18 protein-coding genes are annotated in these 17211 nt (G+C 60.3%); 8 read left to right on the plus strand and 10 right to left on the minus strand.

Annotated features, from left to right (window positions below; genetic code table 11):
- Nucleotide 1 precedes the first annotated feature (1 nt).
- From mupP to LT42_RS09730, 3 genes are all read left to right on the plus strand, one after another.
- Complete coding sequence (gene mupP, locus LT42_RS09720) at nucleotides 2-673, plus strand: N-acetylmuramic acid 6-phosphate phosphatase MupP (protein ID WP_037011917.1); 672 nt, start codon at nucleotides 2-4, stop codon at nucleotides 671-673.
- Nucleotides 674-857: 184 nt separating this feature from the next.
- Nucleotides 858-1604 (plus strand): YciK family oxidoreductase, encoded by a 747-nt coding sequence (locus tag LT42_RS09725; RefSeq protein ID WP_037011919.1) that lies wholly within the window; start codon nucleotides 858-860, stop codon nucleotides 1602-1604.
- Nucleotides 1605-1875: 271 nt separating this feature from the next.
- Nucleotides 1876-2802, plus strand: coding sequence for a GGDEF domain-containing protein (locus LT42_RS09730; protein ID WP_037011921.1), 927 nt, complete (start codon nucleotides 1876-1878; stop codon nucleotides 2800-2802).
- Between the two features lie 4 nt (nucleotides 2803-2806).
- Here the strand turns inward: LT42_RS09730 and LT42_RS09735 are convergent, their stop codons facing one another.
- The 7 genes from LT42_RS09735 to LT42_RS09765 form a co-directional block, all read right to left on the minus strand.
- Nucleotides 2807-3604 (minus strand): iron-containing redox enzyme family protein, encoded by a 798-nt coding sequence (locus LT42_RS09735; RefSeq protein ID WP_037011923.1) that lies wholly within the window; start codon nucleotides 3602-3604, stop codon nucleotides 2807-2809.
- A gap of 39 nt (nucleotides 3605-3643) precedes the next feature.
- Complete coding sequence (locus LT42_RS09740) at nucleotides 3644-6109, minus strand: EAL domain-containing protein (protein WP_037011925.1); 2466 nt, start codon at nucleotides 6107-6109, stop codon at nucleotides 3644-3646.
- Nucleotides 6110-6369: 260 nt separating this feature from the next.
- Nucleotides 6370-8274 carry an ABC transporter ATP-binding protein gene (locus LT42_RS09745; protein ID WP_081955342.1) on the minus strand — a complete coding sequence of 635 codons (1905 nt, stop codon included), beginning with the start codon at nucleotides 8272-8274 and terminating at the stop codon, nucleotides 6370-6372.
- Complete coding sequence (locus LT42_RS09750; RefSeq protein ID WP_162835402.1) at nucleotides 8204-8806, minus strand: DsbA family protein; 603 nt, start codon at nucleotides 8804-8806, stop codon at nucleotides 8204-8206. Before LT42_RS09750 ends, LT42_RS09745 begins: the two co-directional genes overlap by 71 nt.
- Before the next feature lie 36 nt (nucleotides 8807-8842).
- A complete protein-coding gene (gene trhO / locus LT42_RS09755; protein WP_052075213.1) occupies nucleotides 8843-9844 on the minus strand; it encodes an oxygen-dependent tRNA uridine(34) hydroxylase TrhO in 1002 nt (333 codons plus the stop codon).
- 275 nt (nucleotides 9845-10119) lie between these two features.
- On the minus strand, nucleotides 10120-10416 hold the full coding sequence (locus LT42_RS09760) for a BolA family protein (RefSeq protein WP_037011928.1): 297 nt from the start codon (nucleotides 10414-10416) through the stop codon (nucleotides 10120-10122).
- Nucleotides 10417-10428: 12 nt separating this feature from the next.
- Nucleotides 10429-10965, minus strand: a complete 537-nt coding sequence (locus tag LT42_RS09765) for a DUF2059 domain-containing protein (protein WP_037011929.1) — start codon at nucleotides 10963-10965, stop codon at nucleotides 10429-10431.
- Between the two features lie 261 nt (nucleotides 10966-11226).
- On the opposite strand from LT42_RS09765, the gene LT42_RS09770 reads away from it, so the two are divergent.
- The 3 genes from LT42_RS09770 (at nucleotide 11227) to LT42_RS09780 (ending at nucleotide 13704) form a co-directional block, all read left to right on the plus strand.
- Nucleotides 11227-12621, plus strand: a complete 1395-nt coding sequence (locus LT42_RS09770) for a class II fumarate hydratase (RefSeq protein ID WP_037011931.1) — start codon at nucleotides 11227-11229, stop codon at nucleotides 12619-12621.
- Nucleotides 12614-13228 (plus strand): NAD(P)H-dependent oxidoreductase, encoded by a 615-nt coding sequence (locus LT42_RS09775; RefSeq protein WP_037011933.1) that lies wholly within the window; start codon nucleotides 12614-12616, stop codon nucleotides 13226-13228. Before LT42_RS09770 ends, LT42_RS09775 begins: the two co-directional genes overlap by 8 nt.
- Before the next feature lie 254 nt (nucleotides 13229-13482).
- On the plus strand, nucleotides 13483-13704 hold the full coding sequence (locus LT42_RS09780; RefSeq protein WP_037011936.1) for a DUF6316 family protein: 222 nt from the start codon (nucleotides 13483-13485) through the stop codon (nucleotides 13702-13704).
- A 13-nt stretch (nucleotides 13705-13717) separates the two neighbouring features.
- On the opposite strand, the gene LT42_RS09785 is transcribed toward LT42_RS09780, so the two are convergent.
- The gene (locus LT42_RS09785; protein WP_037011938.1) at nucleotides 13718-14308 is read right to left on the minus strand and encodes a tRNA-uridine aminocarboxypropyltransferase; all 591 of its coding nucleotides are present in this window, start codon (nucleotides 14306-14308) and stop codon (nucleotides 13718-13720) included.
- A 10-nt stretch (nucleotides 14309-14318) separates the two neighbouring features.
- Nucleotides 14319-15212: a LysR family transcriptional regulator gene (locus LT42_RS09790; RefSeq protein ID WP_037011939.1), complete on the minus strand. Its 894-nt coding sequence runs from the start codon at nucleotides 15210-15212 to the stop codon at nucleotides 14319-14321.
- 163 nt (nucleotides 15213-15375) lie between these two features.
- On the opposite strand from LT42_RS09790, the gene speB reads away from it, so the two are divergent.
- The gene (speB, locus tag LT42_RS09795) at nucleotides 15376-16326 is read left to right on the plus strand and encodes an agmatinase (RefSeq protein WP_037011940.1); all 951 of its coding nucleotides are present in this window, start codon (nucleotides 15376-15378) and stop codon (nucleotides 16324-16326) included.
- 270 nt (nucleotides 16327-16596) lie between these two features.
- Nucleotides 16597-16887, plus strand: a complete 291-nt coding sequence (locus LT42_RS09800) for a hypothetical protein (RefSeq protein ID WP_037011941.1) — start codon at nucleotides 16597-16599, stop codon at nucleotides 16885-16887.
- Between the two features lie 135 nt (nucleotides 16888-17022).
- On the opposite strand, the gene LT42_RS26220 is transcribed toward LT42_RS09800, so the two are convergent.
- Nucleotides 17023-17148 (minus strand): PA1414 family protein, encoded by a 126-nt coding sequence (locus LT42_RS26220; RefSeq protein WP_152597616.1) that lies wholly within the window; start codon nucleotides 17146-17148, stop codon nucleotides 17023-17025.
- Nucleotides 17149-17211 lie beyond the last annotated feature (63 nt).

Genomic DNA, 17211 nt, shown 5'->3' on the forward strand with positions numbered 1-17211 from the left:
CATGCGCCTGAGGGCAGTTCTCTTCGACATGGACGGCACGTTGCTCGACACCGCGCCGGATTTCATCGCGATCTGTCAGGCCATGCTGGCCGAGCGCGGCTTCCCGCCCGTAAACGACAAGCTCATTCGCGACGAAATCTCGGGCGGTGCCCGGGCGATGGTCTCGGCGGCATTTGCCATGTCACCGGAAGCACCCGAATTTGAAGCACTGCGCCTGGAGTTTCTGGAGCGGTATCAGGTCGATTGCGCGGTGCACAGCAAACTGTTCGACGGCATGGCCGAGTTGCTGGCCGACATTGAAAGCGCCAAGCTCATCTGGGGTGTGGTCACCAATAAACCCGTGCGCTTCGCTCAGCCCATCATGGAACAGCTGGGCTTGTCGGAGCGCTCTGCGGTGCTCATTTGCCCGGACCACGTCAGCAAGAGCAAGCCCGACCCCGAGCCGCTGCTGCTGGCCTGCAAGATGCTCGACCTGGACCCTGCCAGCGTGCTGTTCGTGGGCGATGACCTGCGCGACATCGAGTCCGGCCGCGATGCAGGCACCAAGACCGCCGCCGTGCGCTACGGCTATATTCATCCCCACGACAACCCGGATCACTGGGGCGCGGACGTGGTGGTGAATCACCCGCTGGAGCTGCGTCGGGTGCTGGATGACGCGATGTGCAGTTGCTGACCTGAGTCTGGATGCCAATCCGTGGAGGACGACCGGCGTGACCCGTGCCCGCGAAGGGGGCGGCGCAGCCGTCGCACCTTTGCTGCATCCATCATTTATTCGCGAGCAAGCTCGCTTCCACAGTGATGCCGCCAGCATGAGATGCGTACCTTCGGCTCACACCGTGTGATGAAAGGAGACCCCCATGTTCAAATACTCTGCCCGCCCCGACCTGCTTGAAGGCCGGGTGATCCTGGTGACCGGTGCTGGCCGAGGCATTGGCGCTGCTGCCGCCCGGACCTACGCCGCCCATGGTGCAACGGTGCTGTTACTGGGCAAGACCGAAGCAAACCTGAACGAGGTGTATGACGAGATCGAAGCGGCCGGCGCGCCTCGGCCGGTCGTGATTCCGTTTGACCTTGAGGCCGCTCAGCCGCAGCAGTACGAAGAACTTGCCGCGATGATCGAAGCCGAATTCGGCCGGCTCGATGGCGTGCTGCACAACGCCTCGATCATCGGGCCGCGCACGCCGATCGAACAGCTCAGGGGCGAGCAGTTCATGCAGGTCATGCACGTCAACGTCAACGCCACGTTCATGCTGACGACAGCGCTGTTGCCGGTGCTCAAACGTTCGCCGGATGCCTCCATTGCGTTCACCTCCAGCAGCGTCGGCCGTAAGGGTCGTGCGTATTGGGGCGCTTATGGCGTATCGAAATTCGCCACCGAGGGTCTGATGCAGACGCTGGCGGACGAGATCGACGGTCTGGGTTCGATCCGGGCCAACAGCATCAACCCGGGAGCAACCCGCACCGACATGCGTGCCCAGGCATACCCAGCCGAAGACCCCACCAATAACCCGACACCGGAACAGATCATGCCGGTGTATCTGTACCTGATGGGCCCGGACAGCAAAGGCATCAATGGGCAGGCGCTGGATGCGCAAACCCGCTGATACGCTGACAAGGCAAGCGCGTGCAATGTGCGCTGCCTTCATATGAATGTCTCAAGGCCCGGAACGCCGCCAATCGGCGGTTTTCCGGCGTCTCCTACTGATCATTCCCGCGCGACCGGGCTATTCAGTCAAATCCAAGGCGCGAAAAGCCCGCGAACCTGTCACAATCCGCCGCAACTTATTGATTGACAGTTACTTCCACGCAGGCAATCGAATTGGCACGAGTTTCGCTCTCTCCATTTCAAGCCCGTAGAGGCGCAGGAGCGGAACCATGATTTTTCCATCCACTACCAATGCCATTGATTTCGATAACGCCCGGCTGCAACGCCATGGTTTCGCGCCGCAGCACAGCCACGTTCGGCCGGCGCTGGACTACGAGCAGCTAAGGCGCCAACTGGATCTGCAGCTGCAGACCAGCCTTGAAGCGGACAAGATCCTGTCCATGCTTTTCCAGAGCGTTCAACAACTCATTCCGCTGAATGCGCTCAGCTACAAGCACTTGCCCACCGATTTGCGCCTGGAGCTCGGCGAGCGCGGCCGCCACAAGGCCACTTACTCCATGACGCACGAAGGCGAACAGATGGGCGAGCTTTCTTTCCAGCGCGACCATCGATTTGCCGAACATGAGCTTCTGCAGCTTGAGTCGCTGCTGTCGAGCTTGCTCTATCCCCTTCGCAACGCGCTGCTTTACCGTCATGCAAGCCTGAGTGCGCTGCGCGATCCCCTGACCGGAGCCGGCAACCGGATTGCCATGAAGCAATCGCTGATGCGTGAGTTCGAAATCGCACGCCGCCAGCAGCAGCCGCTGTCAGTGTTGATGCTGGACATCGATCACTTCAAAAACATCAACGAAAGCCACGGCCACGCCACAGGCGATGAAGTGCTCAGGGCGGTGACCCATGCGGTCAAGGACTGCCTGCGCAATATCGATCAGGTGTTCAGATTTGGGGGCGAGGAGTTTCTTGTGGTGCTGAGCAATACCGGTCGTGAGTCAGCCGCGCTGGTGGGCGAACGCCTGCGCAGTGCGGCACTGCGACTCGCGTATCCGGTGAAGGGACGGCCAGTGGAGCTGACCGTCAGCCTTGGCTGCTCGACGCTGCTGCCGGGGGAATCCTCCGACAGCATGTTGCGTCGCGCCGACACGGCCCTTTACGCTGCCAAGCGCAAAGGTCGCAACCGCCTGGAAATGGCCGGCTGATCGATCAGGCGCGTGCCGCGATGCGGTGTTCGCGCACTGTACCGTTGGCCTCCTGCGAACGCTCCGTGGCCATGCACCGCTCGAGGAACAGGTGCATGTACTCGTAGCTTTTGCACACGGCCATTCTCAGCTCGCTCTGCAACTGCTCGCTGGGGTTATTGCCCGCCAGCGTGCAGATGATTTCCAGCGCTTCCCACGGGTGCGAGTCATCGTACTGGGCGTGCATCTTCAGCCATTTCATCGCACGCTTTCGGTTCTCCGGAGGGAACATGTCAGCATAGGTGTCCTGAGCACAGACCACTGCGGACCATTCGCCCGTGGCACCTTCGATGGCGTAGTTGGTAGCGGCGATCGCTACCACCAGCGAATCGGACGAACAGCTGTGCCAACACCAGTGGCTCAATGCATGCAGTTCCGACGGCACGCGTTGCGCCTGCAGGTCTTCCAGAGTGACGCCGTGGGCGGCGCTCCAGTTGACCCAGTAATCGGCATGGTTGAGTTCGACGCGGATGTTGCGCATCAGCCATCGTCGCGCCATGTCTTCGCCCGGGTGTCGGGCGAATCGGGTTTTGGTCAGGTTATGCGCCATATAGACCGCGAACTGTTCGACCACCGGCCAGCCACCAATCAGGTACTGGCGCATGGTTTTAGAACTGAGCCGCCCATCACGCATGCGTTGATAAAGTTCATGCCCTACCACCTTGGCCTTGGCGTCACTGCAATTTTCAATCAATTGCTGTGCCCAAGCGGGGTAACTGCTGGCATCCATCAGCGGACCGGTTCTAATGAACATATCGATCACTGTGTAGCTCCTTTGTATGAGGTTGCTCATGGTATGTATTCAGCGAAAAGTCCCGGGAGCGCTGAACAACAGTGGGGTCTGCCTCGCTGGCCGCGCGTGCAGAGATTCGCAGGTGAATAATTGCGGTCGCTCGATAACATAACCCTGAGCGTAGTCCACACCGATTTCCAATAACGCCTGCTCTATCTGAGGGCTTTCGACGAACTCGGCGATCGTCTGTTTGCCCATTACGTGCCCGATATGGTTGATCACTTCTACCATCGCCCGGTTGACCGGGTCGTCGAGCATGTCTTTTACGAAACTGCCATCAATCTTCAGGAAGTCCACAGGCAAGTGCTTCAAGTAAGCGAATGACGACATGCCTGCACAGAAGTCATCCAGAGAGAAACGGCATCCCAGACTTTTAAGTTCGTTGATAAACCGAATGGCGCTGCCCAGGTTGGCGATCGCACTGGTTTCGGTGATTTCGAAACAGATAAGTTCAGGCGGTATTGCGTAGATCTGGAACTGCTGGCGCAGGTATTCCAGAAAGGCGTCATCGCCAATGCTGCTGCCGGACAGGTTGATGGCGCACACAGCCATCGGCCCTGTGTAGTGTTCGGACTTGAGGCAGTCGGCGATGATCATGAAAACGTGCTGGACGACCCAGCGATCCAGAGTGGTCATCATGCCGTAACGCTCGGCGGCGGGAATGAAACTGTCAGGCAGAATCATGCGCCCCGACTCGTCGCGCAGCCGCAGCAGGATTTCGATATGGCCGTTGCTCTGCACCGCGTTGCGCCCCAGTGCCGCAATTTCTTGTGAATACAGGCAAAAGCGGTTGTCCTCCAGAGCCATGTGCAAGCGCTGGATCCAGGCCATTTCGCCAAAGCGGGTCGACAGATCGGAATCGTCGTCGTGGTAGACCTGAACCCGGTTGCGGCCTTTCTCCTTGGCCATGTAGCAGGCCATATCCGCCGCGCGCAGGGACGATTCGAGTGTCGTCGGGACCTCGTCGATATGCACCAGCCCGATGCTGACTGTGGTGACAAACGGACGGCCCTTCCAGACGAAATGCAGGCTTTCTACCGTCTGGCGCAGGCTCTCGGCCACTCGCTCGGCCGCTTCCGGCGCGCAATGTTCCAGAAGGATGCCAAACTCGTCGCCGCCCAGGCGAGCGAGCGTGTCGCCCTCGCGCACGCCCTGCTGCAACAGCGTGCAGATGTGTCGCAGCAATTCATCCCCGGCGGCATGACCGCTGGTGTCGTTGACCAGCTTGAACTGGTCCAGATCGAGGAACATCAGCGTGTGCTGCGCCGGTTGCGCGCTCTGACCATTGAGTGCGAGCTCCAGGCGGTATTCGAACTCGCGGCGGTTGGCCAGCCCGGTGAGGGCGTCGTGGGTCGCTTGCCAGGACAAGTCGGCGATGTACTGACGCTCCTGGGTCATGTCGTGCAGCACCAGCACCGCGCCGCTGACCTTGCCCTCGGTGCGGATCGGCGAACCCACCAGCGCCACCGACACGGTGCTGCCGTCCAGGCGCTGGATCAATCTGGAGCTTTCACTGCCGCCGCCCAGGTTGCCGCTGAGCATGCGCTCAATCAGCGTCGAGGTGTCCTTCTGGTCGTTTTCGTCGAGCAGGCTGAACAAGGCCGCCAGTGGTAAACCGGCTGCCTGTTCGTTCTTCCAGTGGGTCATGTGTTCGGCGGCGGGGTTCATGTAAACAATGGAGCCATCGACATCCGTGGTGATAACCCCGTCGCCGATGGATTCCAGAGTGATCTGCGCACGCTCCTTCTCCATCTGCAGCGCAACGGCAAAGGCATGGCGCTGCTCCAGCAGCTTGTGCGTGCGCAGCAAGGCAAGAATGATCAGGCAGACCGCCGTGGCGAGGTTGATCACCAGCAGAATGCGCAGGATGAGGCGCGAGCCCTCCCCCAGTGCGTCACTGAACGCCATGGCAGCGGGCGTAACGCCTTCGTTGATCGCGCTGATGCGCTGACGCCAGCCCATGACATCACTGTTGGTGACGTCCCCTTCCTGAATACGCGCGTGCATCTCCCGGGCCACTTCATCGAGCTGCACCAGGTAATTATCCCCGACCTTCCACAGATCAATCGCCTGTTCCAGATAACTGAAGTGCTGGAAGTTCAGGTACAGCCAGATGATGCTCTGTGCATCGTCTGGATGGTTGCCGCCTTGCAGAATCCCGGCCTTGGCGCGTGCGATGTCAGGCACCGGCTGATCCATGGCCAGGCGCAGGTCATGCCCGCCCTGAGGAATGGCAAAGGCTTTCTGGTATTTGAGGTAGTTGATTTCGTCGCGGCTGTTGGCGTAGAGATTCAGATAATAGATGGCGTCTTTCTGGCCCTTGGACCAGAGGCTCTCACCACCGATGTAACTGCGCACAGCCGACATCATATAAAGGCTGACACAGCCGAGCAGCGCCTGTAACAGCACGACGGCAATAAATGGCCAAACGATGCCCAGAAGACGAGGCTTCTCGAGAATCCGCTTTTGCTTCATGGTGTCCCTTTCATCAGCACTGCCTGATACCCATCCCCCTCGCCAGGCGACCTTCCTGGAGCCTGAGGGACTTCGCTAATTTCCACGATGCAGCGGACAATCTCTCACATCTATATCAAGACGTAACCAGCCAATTGAATGCAGAGACGTAAATATGACGCTTTTCACATTTCCGGCCTCATCGCAGCCAAGCTTAGCTGAAGAATTGACGTGTTCCAGTGGCACTAAGCCATTTGATCACGATGTCGGACCTGCGTGGGTTAAACCTGCTGCAAATGCCCGTAAAGCCTCGCGTACAAGCCTCCGTCGGCGATCAATTGTTGATGGCCACCGTCCTCCGCAATGCGCCCGCCGTCGAATACCAGGACACGATCAGCCTGTTTTACCGCCGACAACCGATGGGCAATGATCAACGTGGTACGGCCGCTTAGAAAGCGGTTGAGGGCCTGATGCAGGTTGTATTCGGTGGCCGCATCCAGCGCCGAGGTCGCTTCGTCGAGAATCACCACCTTGGGATCGGCCAGGACCATGCGCGCAATCGCCAGCCGCTGGCGCTGGCCGCCGGAGAGGCGAACGCCCGAGCGACCCACGACGCTGTCCAGGCCATTGGGGAGCGCGCGTATCGTGGCGTCCAGTTGAGCGATTTCAAGCGCCTGCCAGCACGCCTCATCGCGCTGCTCGCGGCCCATCAGCAGATTGGCGCGCACGGTGTCATTGAACAGCGCCGGATGCTGCAGCACGACGGCAACGTTATCTCGCACGGTTTCCAGGGCGATGTCTTGCAGGCTGGCCCCGCCGAAGCGGATCACCCCGGCGTCGGCGCTGTACAGACCCAGCAACAACTGAACCAGCGTGCTTTTACCGCCGCCGCTGGCGCCAACGATAGCGACCTTCTCGCCGGGGTTGATCGTCAGATCGAGCTGATCCAGCACTCTCTCGTCGCTGTAGCCGAAACTCAGACCGCGCACATCGATGCTCACCGTTTTGTGCCCCACAAACGGATTGGTTCGGACCGGATACCGCGGCTCATCGGCACGGCTCAGCAGTTCGTTGATTCGGGTCAACGCACCGCCCGCAGCGTAGTAGGCGTACTGCAGATTGAGCAGTTGCTCGACCGGACCGATCATGAACCACAGGTAGCTGAACACGGCGAGCATGTGGCCGATGGACAGGTCGGAAAACAGCACCGTGAGCATGGCGGCGGCGCGAAAAATGTCGATGCCGAACTGAAACAACAAACCGCTGGCGCGCCCCGACGCGTCGCTCTTCCACTGCGACGACACCGCGTAGTCGCGCACTTCCCGCGCGCGCAGACCGAGCAGCCCGAGGAAATGGCCCTGACGGTTGCTGGCACGGATCTCCTGGATCGCATCGAGCGTCTCTGTGAGCGCCTGGGTGAACCGGGAGGTGCTGTCGTTTTCCAGCTTCTTGAGGTGTTTGACGCGTTTGCCAAGCTTGACCGTCGCGAAGACCACCAACGGGTTGAACAGCAAAATCAGCAGCGCCAGCTGCCAGTGCATCCACATCAGAATGGCCGCGGTGCCGGTAAGGGTCAGGGTGGCGACCAGAAACTTGCTCAGCGTCTCGCCGACGAATTTGTCCACAGTGTCGAGATCGGTGACCAGGTGTGCGGCGACGGTGCCACTGCCCAGGCTCTCGTATTCACTTAACGAGATGCGCTTGAGTCGCTCGATCAAACGGACCCGGATGCGATAAACAATGTCCTTGGCCAGCCCCGCGAACAGCCGCGACTGAACCACGTTGAACACCAGCGCGCCCAGGCGCAGGAAGAGTGTGGCCACCAGCATCAGGCCGATGTAACCGACAGGCTTGTGCAGGCTCGCAGGCAGAAACTGATTCATGAACATCAGCGCCGAGTTGCCTTTGCCCAGCAGCACTTCATCGACCAGCAAGGGCAGCAGCAAAGGAATCGGCACTGAGCACAGCACCGCCAGAACAGCGACGCCGTTGGCCAGCCATAGCGCTTTTTTATGCTGCAGGGCAAGGCGGCGGATCTGCGCCCAGTTCAGGCGATCAACCTGAGCCGGTGCATCGGTCGCCGCGTCGGGTTCGCCCTGTTCCAGATTTCGGGAGTCAGACACCGGCGTTGCGCTCCAGCCAGCGCCCGAGCAACGGCTGAAGCACGTCGAGTGCCTGATAGCCATTGGTCAATAACGCCAGCTGGCCATTCCGTTCGGCAAGCAGGGTTGGAAACCCGGCAATGCCCAGGTCTTGAACCCAGGAGAAATCCGACGCTGTCGCGGCATGCTGCTCGACGCTGTCAAAGGCTTCAGCGAACTCGATGCGCGGCAGACCGGCTTTTTCCGCCAGTTCGGCCAGCACCGAGCCGTGGGTCACGTCGCGACCCTGCAGATAAAAGGCTTGCTGAATCTCTTTGACCAGCCGCCAGGCGACATCCGGCGCCAGGCTGCGCGCCGCCACGATGGCCCTGCATGCGGGCGCGGTGTCGTAGACGAAACCATCGGGCAACGCGCCCTCGAAGCGGAACACCTGGCCGGTGGTCTCTTGCACCGCCTGCCAGTGTTCGAGAATGTAACGCCGGGTCGAGGGCTCCAGCGACGCGCCACTGCCGGTGCGCAGCCCGCCCACGACCAGATGCAACGGCACGCCGGCCGCCCCCGCCTGCTTCACCAATGCTTCGGCCACCGGAGAAAACCCCCAGCACCACGAACACATCGGGTCCATCACGTACAGCAGGCGGGTGGACATGGCTCAGGCCTCGTGGCGTTGGGGTTCAGCAGCAGGCGTTTCTGTGGGGTGCGCTTCGGTGTCGTGAGCGTCAAGGGCTCGGTAGTTACGGCCGATCGGGTGCGGCTGATTGCGCGCTTTGGCCAGCTCGATCTGCTTTTGCCGGTCGATGGCGCTGCGGCGGGTCTTCTCGCTCAGGGAATCCCAGCAATGCGGGCAGCTGACGCCCGGCGAATAGTGCTCGCTGGCCCGGTCTTCTGCACTGATCGGAGTGCGGCAGGCATGACATTGATCGTAGTCGCCCTCGGTCAGGTCATGGCGCACGGTGACGCGATTGTCGAAAACGAAGCAGTCACCACGCCAGCGGCTTTCTTCCTGAGGGACTTCTTCCAGGTATTTGAGAATGCCGCCCTTGAGGTGATAGACCTCCTCGAACCCTTCGCCCAGCATGTAGCTGGAGGCTTTTTCACAACGAATGCCACCGGTGCAGAACATCGCGACTTTCTTGTGTCGGGCCGGATCGAAATGGGCTTTGATGTACTCCGGGAACTCACGGAAGGAAGTGGTCTTGGGGTCGATGGCGCCCTCAAAGGTGCCGATCGAAACCTCGTAATCATTGCGGGTGTCGATCAGCAGCACTTCGGGATCGGCGATCAGTGCGTTCCAGTCCTGAGGCTCGACGTAGGTGCCCACCGCCTTGTTCGGGTCAACACCGGGAACGCCAAGAGTCACGATCTCTTTTTTGAGTTTGACCTTGGTGCGGTAGAACGGCTGCTCGTCGCAGTACGTTTCCTTGTGGTCGATATCGACCATGCGCGGGTCTTTCTTGAGCCAGGCCATCAAGCCGTCGATGCCTTCGCGGCTGCCGGACACCGTGCCATTGATGCCTTCTTCGGCGATTAGCAATGTGCCTTTGATGCCGTTGTCGACCATCGCCTGGAGCAATGGCTCGCGCAGCGCGACGTAATCGGAAAGGGTGACGAATTTGTACAGCGCCGCGACGACGATGGGTGCGGTGTGGGTCATGTAGCGTCTCCAGGTGGTGACCCTCGCAAAGGGCCTACCGGGTGAATGATTCAGGTGAACGCGCGCCGACCGGGCAACGCGGCGCGGATTCTATCAAGAATCAACGTCGGGCAGGCAGGGTCGTGATCAGCGGAGTGAGGCGAGTGATGAAACGTTTACAGGCAACACCGACTGTAGGAGCGTGCTTGCCCGCGAATGCGATTTGCCTGACACATTCACGTGTCTGACACCCCGCGATCGCGGGCAAGCACGCTCCTACGAAGGTCGGACGCCAGTCAGTCGTGCCCACCAGCACAGGTCGGTGAAGACGGCGCTGCACCGAGCTTCGCCCACTCTTCAGGGGTGTAGGTGTGCAGCGCCAGGGCATGAAACTCACCCATCAAGCCACCCAGCAGGCCGTAGACCTTCTGGTGGCGCTTGACAGCGTTGAGGCCGGCGAACTGATCGCTGACCACTACCGCCTTGTAGTGAGTGTCCGTCCCGCGACTGTGCATGTGGCTTTCGTTGAGCACTTGAAGGTACTCAGGCTGAAAGACCGTCAACGCGGATTCGATTCGCTGTTGCATGCTCATGTCAGGCTTCGCTTATGGCTTTTTGGCAGGCGCTGCCGGGGCAGCAGGCTTGGCGCCGGCCGGGGTCAGTTCCTTGGTCATGTCGGCGAGCAGCTTGTTGACCACAGGCACCGCGCTTTCCAGCTTGCTTTGGGTCAGCTGGAACGACTGCTGGCTGATCTGCGGCATCTTGGCCTGGACTTTCTGGCCCAGCGGCGACTGATAGAAAGCAACGAGGTCTTTGAGCTCGCTTTCGGTGAAGTTGGAGGTGTACAGCTTGACCATGTCAGGCTGCAACTTGTCCCAGCTGATCACCTGGTTCAGCGCAGCGTTGGCTTTGGCCTGATAGGTTTCAAGCGTGGCTTGCTTGGACGCCGGCGCTTTGGTTTCAGCGAAACGCTGAGCGAACATCTGCTGGACTTGCATGTAAACCGGCGCACCCAGTTGATCGGCGTGAGCCAGTTTGAGGAACGCTACAGCACTGGCGTCATGGCTGGCGGTGTCGGCAAGAACCTGGCCGCTGGCGCAGACCAGAGCAACCGCAGCACAAATGGCACGAAGACGGGTCATCGAGTTTCCTTATCTAGCAGGCGAGGCAGAACCCCAAGGCCGGCCATTCTGCGCCCCTTTGCGCGTTTCCCTCAACCCCCGACCCTACGAGCGGTTATGCCACAGCTCTCACGCACCCGCACACGCGAAGGTTTAGGGCGACCGGCCGGCCGCTTTTGTCGCACACTGTCAGCGCCTGTTGCGACCGCGCGGCTGTCACGGGGAACCCCACCGGATTCCCGGGCACTAAATTGCGCCTATCGATCTTAAGGAGTGAGTCCAGTGAGCCGTACCGAAACCGACAGCATAGGTCCGATCGACGTCCCCGAGGACGCTTACTGGGGGGCGCAGACGCAACGCTCCCTGATCAACTTCGCCATTGGCCAGGAGCGCATGCCGCTGCCGGTACTGCACGCGCTGGCGCTGATCAAAAAAGCCGCCGCCAGGGTCAACAACCGCAATGGTGACCTGCCCGCTGACATCGCCAACCTGATCGAGCAGTCCGCCGACGAAGTGCTGCAAGGCAAGCTCGACGACCAATTCCCCCTGGTGGTCTGGCAGACCGGCAGCGGCACCCAGAGCAACATGAACGTCAACGAGGTGATTGCAGGGCGCGCCAACGAGCTCGCCGGCCAGGGCCGCGGCGGCAAATCGCCGGTCCACCCCAATGACCATGTCAACCGTTCGCAAAGCTCCAACGACTGTTTCCCCACTGCGATGCACATCGCGGCCGTTCAGGCGGTGAAAGAACAACTGCTGCCGGCCATTGCCGAGTTGTCCGCCGGTTTGGCCGAGCAATCTGCGCGCCACATGAAATTGGTGAAAACCGGTCGTACGCACATGATGGACGCGACGCCGATCACGTTCGGTCAGGAGCTGTCGGCCTATGTCGCACAGCTCGACTACGCCGAAAAGAGCATCCGCGCCGCATTGCCTGCCGTCTGTGAACTGGCGCAGGGCGGCACGGCTGTAGGTACCGGCCTGAACTCGCCGCATGGGTTTGCCGAAGCCGTCGCCGCGGAACTGGCCGCGCTGTCCGGCCTGCCGTTCGTGACCGCACCGAACAAATTTGCTGCGCTGGCCGGGCATGAGCCGCTGACCGCCTTGTCGGGTGCGCTGAAAACCCTCGCGGTGACCCTCATGAAGATCGCCAATGACCTGCGCCTGCTGGGTTCAGGCCCACGCGCAGGGCTGGCCGAAGTCAAACTGCCTGCCAACGAGCCGGGCAGTTCGATCATGCCGGGCAAGGTTAACCCGACTCAGTGCGAAGCGCTGTCGATGCTGGCCTGCCAGGTCATGGGCAACGACACTACGATCACCTTTGCCGCCAGCCAGGGTCACCTGCAGCTGAACGTGTTCAAGCCGGTCATCATCCACAACCTGCTGCAGTCGATCCGACTGCTCGGCGACGGCTGCCGTAACTTCAACGAACACTGCATCGCCGGCATGGAGCCCGACGCCACCAAGATGGCCGAGCATCTGGAGCGCGGCCTGATGCTGGTGACCGCGTTGAACCCCCACATTGGCTATGACAAGTCGGCGCAGATCGCCAAGAAGGCCTACAGCGAAGGCCTGACCCTGCGCGAGGCGGCGTTGCAACTGGGCTTCCTCACCGACGCCGAGTTCGACGCCTGGGTGCGTCCCGAGAAGATGCTTGAGGCCGGCAGCAATGGCTGAACCCATCAGCGGCGCCACGCCACTGGAAGGCTACGGCAAACGCATCCTCATGATCATTGGCACCCCCAAAAGCATAAGCCTCGGCCACGCGCTGGCCGAGGCTTATGCCCAGGGCGCGCGCAGTCAGGGTCATGTGGTGCGAGTGCTGAAGCTCGATGAAATGGAGTTCGATCCGATACTGCGCGGCGGCTATGAATCCGCGCAGACGCTGGAACATGACCTGCTCGAAGCCCAGCGCGAGGTGCACTGGGCGCAGCATCTGGTGTTTGTGTATCCGGTCTGGTGGGGCGGGCTGCCCAGTCTGCTCAGCGGTTTTTTCGAGCGGGTATTCATGCCCGGTTTCGCCTTCAAGGCCCACGGCCGGCATCATCCCTCCAATGAATTGCTCAAAGGCAGAACTGCGGAACTCCTGGTGACGATGGACACACCGTCACGCTACTTTCGCTGGGTATTCAAGGCCCCGGCCCATCGACAGATGGTCAGGACGATCCTGGAGTTCTGTGGGATCAAGACCTCCCGGCTTACCGAATTTGCGCCGGTGCGCAGCTCTACCGAGGAGCAGCGCCAGCAGTGGATTCGTCAGGCTGAGGCCTTGGGCAAGCGCTGACCACCTCCCAACCTGCCGGGACAATTTGTCGCACCACGCTGCAAATTGATGGAACGCTGGTGAAAACCGTTATTCAAACGCTGTGACTTACGTTGCAGAGGCGCTAATGCCTCTACAGTCAGTCGTTCAGTTCAGGGTACAGTGTCAGTCGGCCAGCAGTTGGTTTGCTTAGTGAGCGCGGGATGTTCTTTAACGCCGCCGTTGTCCACCCCCTTTTGATGACCAGCGTAGTGACTTGAAGCCCGGAGAAGGCCATGTTGAGCAAGCGTGAACAAGATCCAGCCCCGACCGTTCGTTTCCGCAGCGACCGCGTATCCCGCGTGAATGGCCTGTACTTTTTCAGTACCCGGGAAAACACCCTCGAAGGGCCGTTCGTCAGCAAGCAGGACGCCGAACGTGAAACCGAGGCTTACATCCGCCGCATGCAGGCAGCCAGCCCCTATCAGCCAGGCATGCCCTCCTCGCTGAACGGTTGATTCGCCGTCAAACTCAGGAATGGTTGCGGCTGAAGGTCTCCATGCCCATCGCCGCAATCTGCCCCTCGATCAACGCATCGAACGGGCGCAACAGCGCGTCGAATGACCTCCCCGGCTCAAGTGTGTGCAGCGCATGCACTATCGCTTCCAGCGTCGACAGTGCGTCCGGCCCCGGGGCTTTGCGCAACCGATAACGCGACGGCGGTGCGTTCTCCAGAAAGACCCTCGGCAGCTGCGCCAGCAAGGGGTTGAGATGCAGCAATTTGCGCGCCTTGCGCCACGTCCCGTCAGGCACTACCAACAGCACCGGTTGTTCATCGGCAGGTGCTGCCGTCAACGTCGTGGCGCCCTCCCCCGGAAACAGCAATCGTGCTTGATAGCCAGGCGGATTCAGGTATTGCGCCAAATCCTCAAACACCTCGCCCACCCTTAACTCTGCATTCTCCAACCCGAGCGCTGCGAGGCGCGCCGTGTTCAGCGCGTGATTGACCTCGCTCGGGTGCTGCAGAATCAACACGCGGGTCTGGCTACCGAGCTTCGGTATCAGTGGGCACAGGCAGTGATCGGTCGGACGCAGGCAGCGATCGCATCGGGCACGGGACATTGTCGGCTTCCTACAGGGGATTGAGCTGCGCTTTCAGCAGATCGCGAAAGGTCTGAATCAGCGGCTCCCGGCTGCGGCCACGGCGCAGGATCATCGAAAACGGCGCCTGATAGCCAAACGTGGCAGGCAGCAGGACGCGCAAATGTCCAGAATCCACCCACGACTGGGCGTAATGCTCGGGCAGGTAACCGATGTAAGCCCCTGACAACACCAGAATGAGCTGCGCTTCCATACTTTCAACCGTGGCAGCGCTGTGCTTGAAGCCGTGGCGGGCAAGCTCGGCCTGGCTCCAGTAGCCTCGACCCACCATGCGCTGCTGGGTGATGACCGGTTCAGGAATCCTCCGCTCTGCATACAGCGCGTGCCGGTTGCTGCAGTACAGCCAGTGCTGCTCGCGGTATAACGGCTGATACAGCAGGCCGTTCATGCGCGTGGAAAATGATCCGATTGCAAGGTCCAGGCGGTTATCCAGCACACCCAGCTGCAACTCGTACGGGCTCATCACCGACAAGTGCAGGTGGACCGCCGGGTGTTCGGCGCTGTACGCCCCGATCACCTCGGCGAAGGGCAGCGCTCGATCACTCACCGTGGAATCCAGCACCCCAAGATTCAGCGTGCCGCGCAGCTCGCCCTTGAGGGCTGCGGCATAGAGCTCGAAGCCTTCCAGTTCACCAAGCAGGCGCAGGGTTTCCTGATGGAACAGCTCGCCCTTGCTGGTCAGACTGAACCCGCCCCGCCCGCGATGACACAGCACGATACCCAAGGTGGCTTCAAGCTGGCTCATGTAGGTGCTGATGGCCGACGTCGACAGGTTCAGCTCTTGCTGTGCGCTGGCAAAGCCCTGATGACGGACGACGCAAGCGAAGATACGCAGCAGTTTCAGATCGGGTAACGCGCTGGCCATGGCGTGTCCATGAAGGGGTTTGGGCGCAGCTTACTCGATACTTCTGGAAAATCTGAACTAAGTATTTCGCGTGGGCGATTGTTCACCGATGGGCCGATCAACAGAATCGAGGCCACGCTGGAAGTCAGCTCCCTCCTTTTGATTAAATCGATGAGGCAATCCTGTGGACAAGATTTTTCACCAACCACTGGGCGGCAACGAAATGCCGCGCTTCGCCGGCATCGCCACCATGATGCGCCTCCCACATCTACAAACCGCAGCCGGTCTGGACGCTGCTTTCGTCGGTGTGCCGTTGGACATCGGCACCTCGCTGCGCGCCGGCACACGGTTCGGGCCGCGGGAAATCCGTGCGGAATCGGTAATGATCCGCCCCTACAACATGGCCACAGGCGCAGCGCCGTTTGATTCGCTCTCAGTCGCGGACATCGGCGACGTGGCGATCAACACCTTTAACCTGCTGGATGCTGTGCGCATCATCGAAGAAGCCTACGACGGCTTTCTGGAGCACAACATCATCCCCCTGACGCTGGGCGGGGATCACACCATCACGCTTCCAATCCTGCGCGCGATGCATAAAAAGCACGGCAAGGTGGGGCTGGTCCATATCGACGCACATGCGGACGTCAACGACCACATGTTCGGCGAGAAGATCGCCCACGGCACAACGTTCCGCAGAGCCGTTGAGGAAGGCCTGCTGGACTGCGATCGCGTGGTTCAGATTGGCCTTCGCGCCCAGGGCTATACTGCCGAGGATTTTAACTGGAGCCGCAAACAGGGTTTTCGGGTGGTCCAGGCAGAGGAATGCTGGCACAAGTCGCTGGCTCCGCTGATGGCTGAAGTGCGCGAGAAAGTGGGCGGTGGTCCGGTTTACCTGAGCTTCGATATTGATGGTATCGACCCGGCGTGGGCTCCGGGCACGGGCACGCCGGAAATCGGCGGCCTGACAACCATTCAGGCGATTGAAATCATCCGCGGATGCCAGGGACTGCAGCTGATCGGCTGCGACTTGGTCGAAGTCTCCCCGCCCTACGACACGACCGGCAACACGTCGTTGCTGGGCGCGAACCTTCTGTACGAAATGTTATGCGTTTTGCCTGGGGTCGAGCGCCGCTGAGAGGACTCTCGCGTGCCATAACGTGACACAGAGCCGTGCTTTAGCCTACTCAAGCGCCTTCGGGCGCTTTTTCATGCACTGTTACAAAAAAACCATCGCTGCGCCGCATTCCGGTTTCCCCAGGATAGGCTAGCCTTGATTACACACTGCCAGCGTTGCGCAATGGCGCTGCGGCTTTTCCAGGGTGGTTGCTTACAGGGCATTGCCGCCACAACCCTCTGTATTTTGATGTTGGGGTGATTACCACTTAAATCAAAACAGAGACCTGCCATGAAGCGTACCGAAGTCAGACAGCACGTGATCGACACGATCGGCAAAATCCTCGTCGATAAATCCCTGATTCAGGGGCAAGACGACGTCATGCTCAGTGAACTGGAACTGGACGAGGCCGACTTCAAGGAGTTTTTCTGGATATTGCAGAACGACTTCAGTATTCACCTGGCGCCTCGTATCAAAGCCGATATAGCGGCAGCGTCAGTCCATTCGCCTTTCGGACAGTTGACCCTTCAAGGGCTCATCGATCTTATTCTCATCGAACAAAAACAACGCAGCCACCACTGACCTGAGGTCAATCAGCGGGTGATTGTCCAGCGGATGATTGTCGCTTTGGGCATGGGGATGGCCAAATGGCCAGGATAAAATACGAGCGGGCTATCGGGCGATAGCACCGCTTTGCTCAGCCTGCTGTGGAGTCACTCAGCGCCGTGGGCGACGACGTTCGTCATCGTTGGTGCGCACAGGGACGGGTTGCAGCTTGGGCGGCTCGATCAAACCGAGCGCGACGCCTACATCGTGAAGCCATTCTTGGAGTTTGCTGTTCATATAACGCCCCCTTCAGGGAAATACTCGGCAGCCAATGTCCGAACTGCTTAAGGCAGATCATAG

It is taken from the genome of Pseudomonas lutea, from assembly GCF_000759445.1.
GTDB lineage: Bacteria > Pseudomonadota > Gammaproteobacteria > Pseudomonadales > Pseudomonadaceae > Aquipseudomonas > Aquipseudomonas lutea.

What these genes read in the sequence shown, in the direction of transcription:
- mupP (WP_037011917.1), top strand. Translation starts at nt 2, where the DNA reads ATGCGCCTGAGGGCAGTTCTCTTCGACATGGACGGCACGTTGCTCGAC.
- LT42_RS09725 (WP_037011919.1), top strand. Translation starts at nt 858, where the DNA reads ATGTTCAAATACTCTGCCCGCCCCGACCTGCTTGAAGGCCGGGTGATC.
- LT42_RS09730 (WP_037011921.1), top strand. Translation starts at nt 1,876, where the DNA reads ATGATTTTTCCATCCACTACCAATGCCATTGATTTCGATAACGCCCGG.
- LT42_RS09740 (WP_037011925.1), bottom strand. Translation starts at nt 6,109, where the DNA reads ATGAAGCAAAAGCGGATTCTCGAGAAGCCTCGTCTTCTGGGCATCGTT.
- LT42_RS09745 (WP_081955342.1), bottom strand. Translation starts at nt 8,274, where the DNA reads ATGGCTATCAGGCACTCGACGTGCTTCAGCCGTTGCTCGGGCGCTGGC.
- LT42_RS09750 (WP_162835402.1), bottom strand. Translation starts at nt 8,806, where the DNA reads ATGTGTTCGTGGTGCTGGGGGTTTTCTCCGGTGGCCGAAGCATTGGTG.
- trhO (WP_052075213.1), bottom strand. Translation starts at nt 9,844, where the DNA reads ATGACCCACACCGCACCCATCGTCGTCGCGGCGCTGTACAAATTCGTC.
- LT42_RS09760 (WP_037011928.1), bottom strand. Translation starts at nt 10,416, where the DNA reads ATGAGCATGCAACAGCGAATCGAATCCGCGTTGACGGTCTTTCAGCCT.
- LT42_RS09765 (WP_037011929.1), bottom strand. Translation starts at nt 10,965, where the DNA reads ATGACCCGTCTTCGTGCCATTTGTGCTGCGGTTGCTCTGGTCTGCGCC.
- LT42_RS09775 (WP_037011933.1), top strand. Translation starts at nt 12,614, where the DNA reads ATGGCTGAACCCATCAGCGGCGCCACGCCACTGGAAGGCTACGGCAAA.
- LT42_RS09780 (WP_037011936.1), top strand. Translation starts at nt 13,483, where the DNA reads ATGTTGAGCAAGCGTGAACAAGATCCAGCCCCGACCGTTCGTTTCCGC.
- LT42_RS09785 (WP_037011938.1), bottom strand. Translation starts at nt 14,308, where the DNA reads ATGTCCCGTGCCCGATGCGATCGCTGCCTGCGTCCGACCGATCACTGC.
- LT42_RS09790 (WP_037011939.1), bottom strand. Translation starts at nt 15,212, where the DNA reads ATGGCCAGCGCGTTACCCGATCTGAAACTGCTGCGTATCTTCGCTTGC.
- LT42_RS09800 (WP_037011941.1), top strand. Translation starts at nt 16,597, where the DNA reads ATGAAGCGTACCGAAGTCAGACAGCACGTGATCGACACGATCGGCAAA.
- LT42_RS26220 (WP_152597616.1), bottom strand. Translation starts at nt 17,148, where the DNA reads ATGAACAGCAAACTCCAAGAATGGCTTCACGATGTAGGCGTCGCGCTC.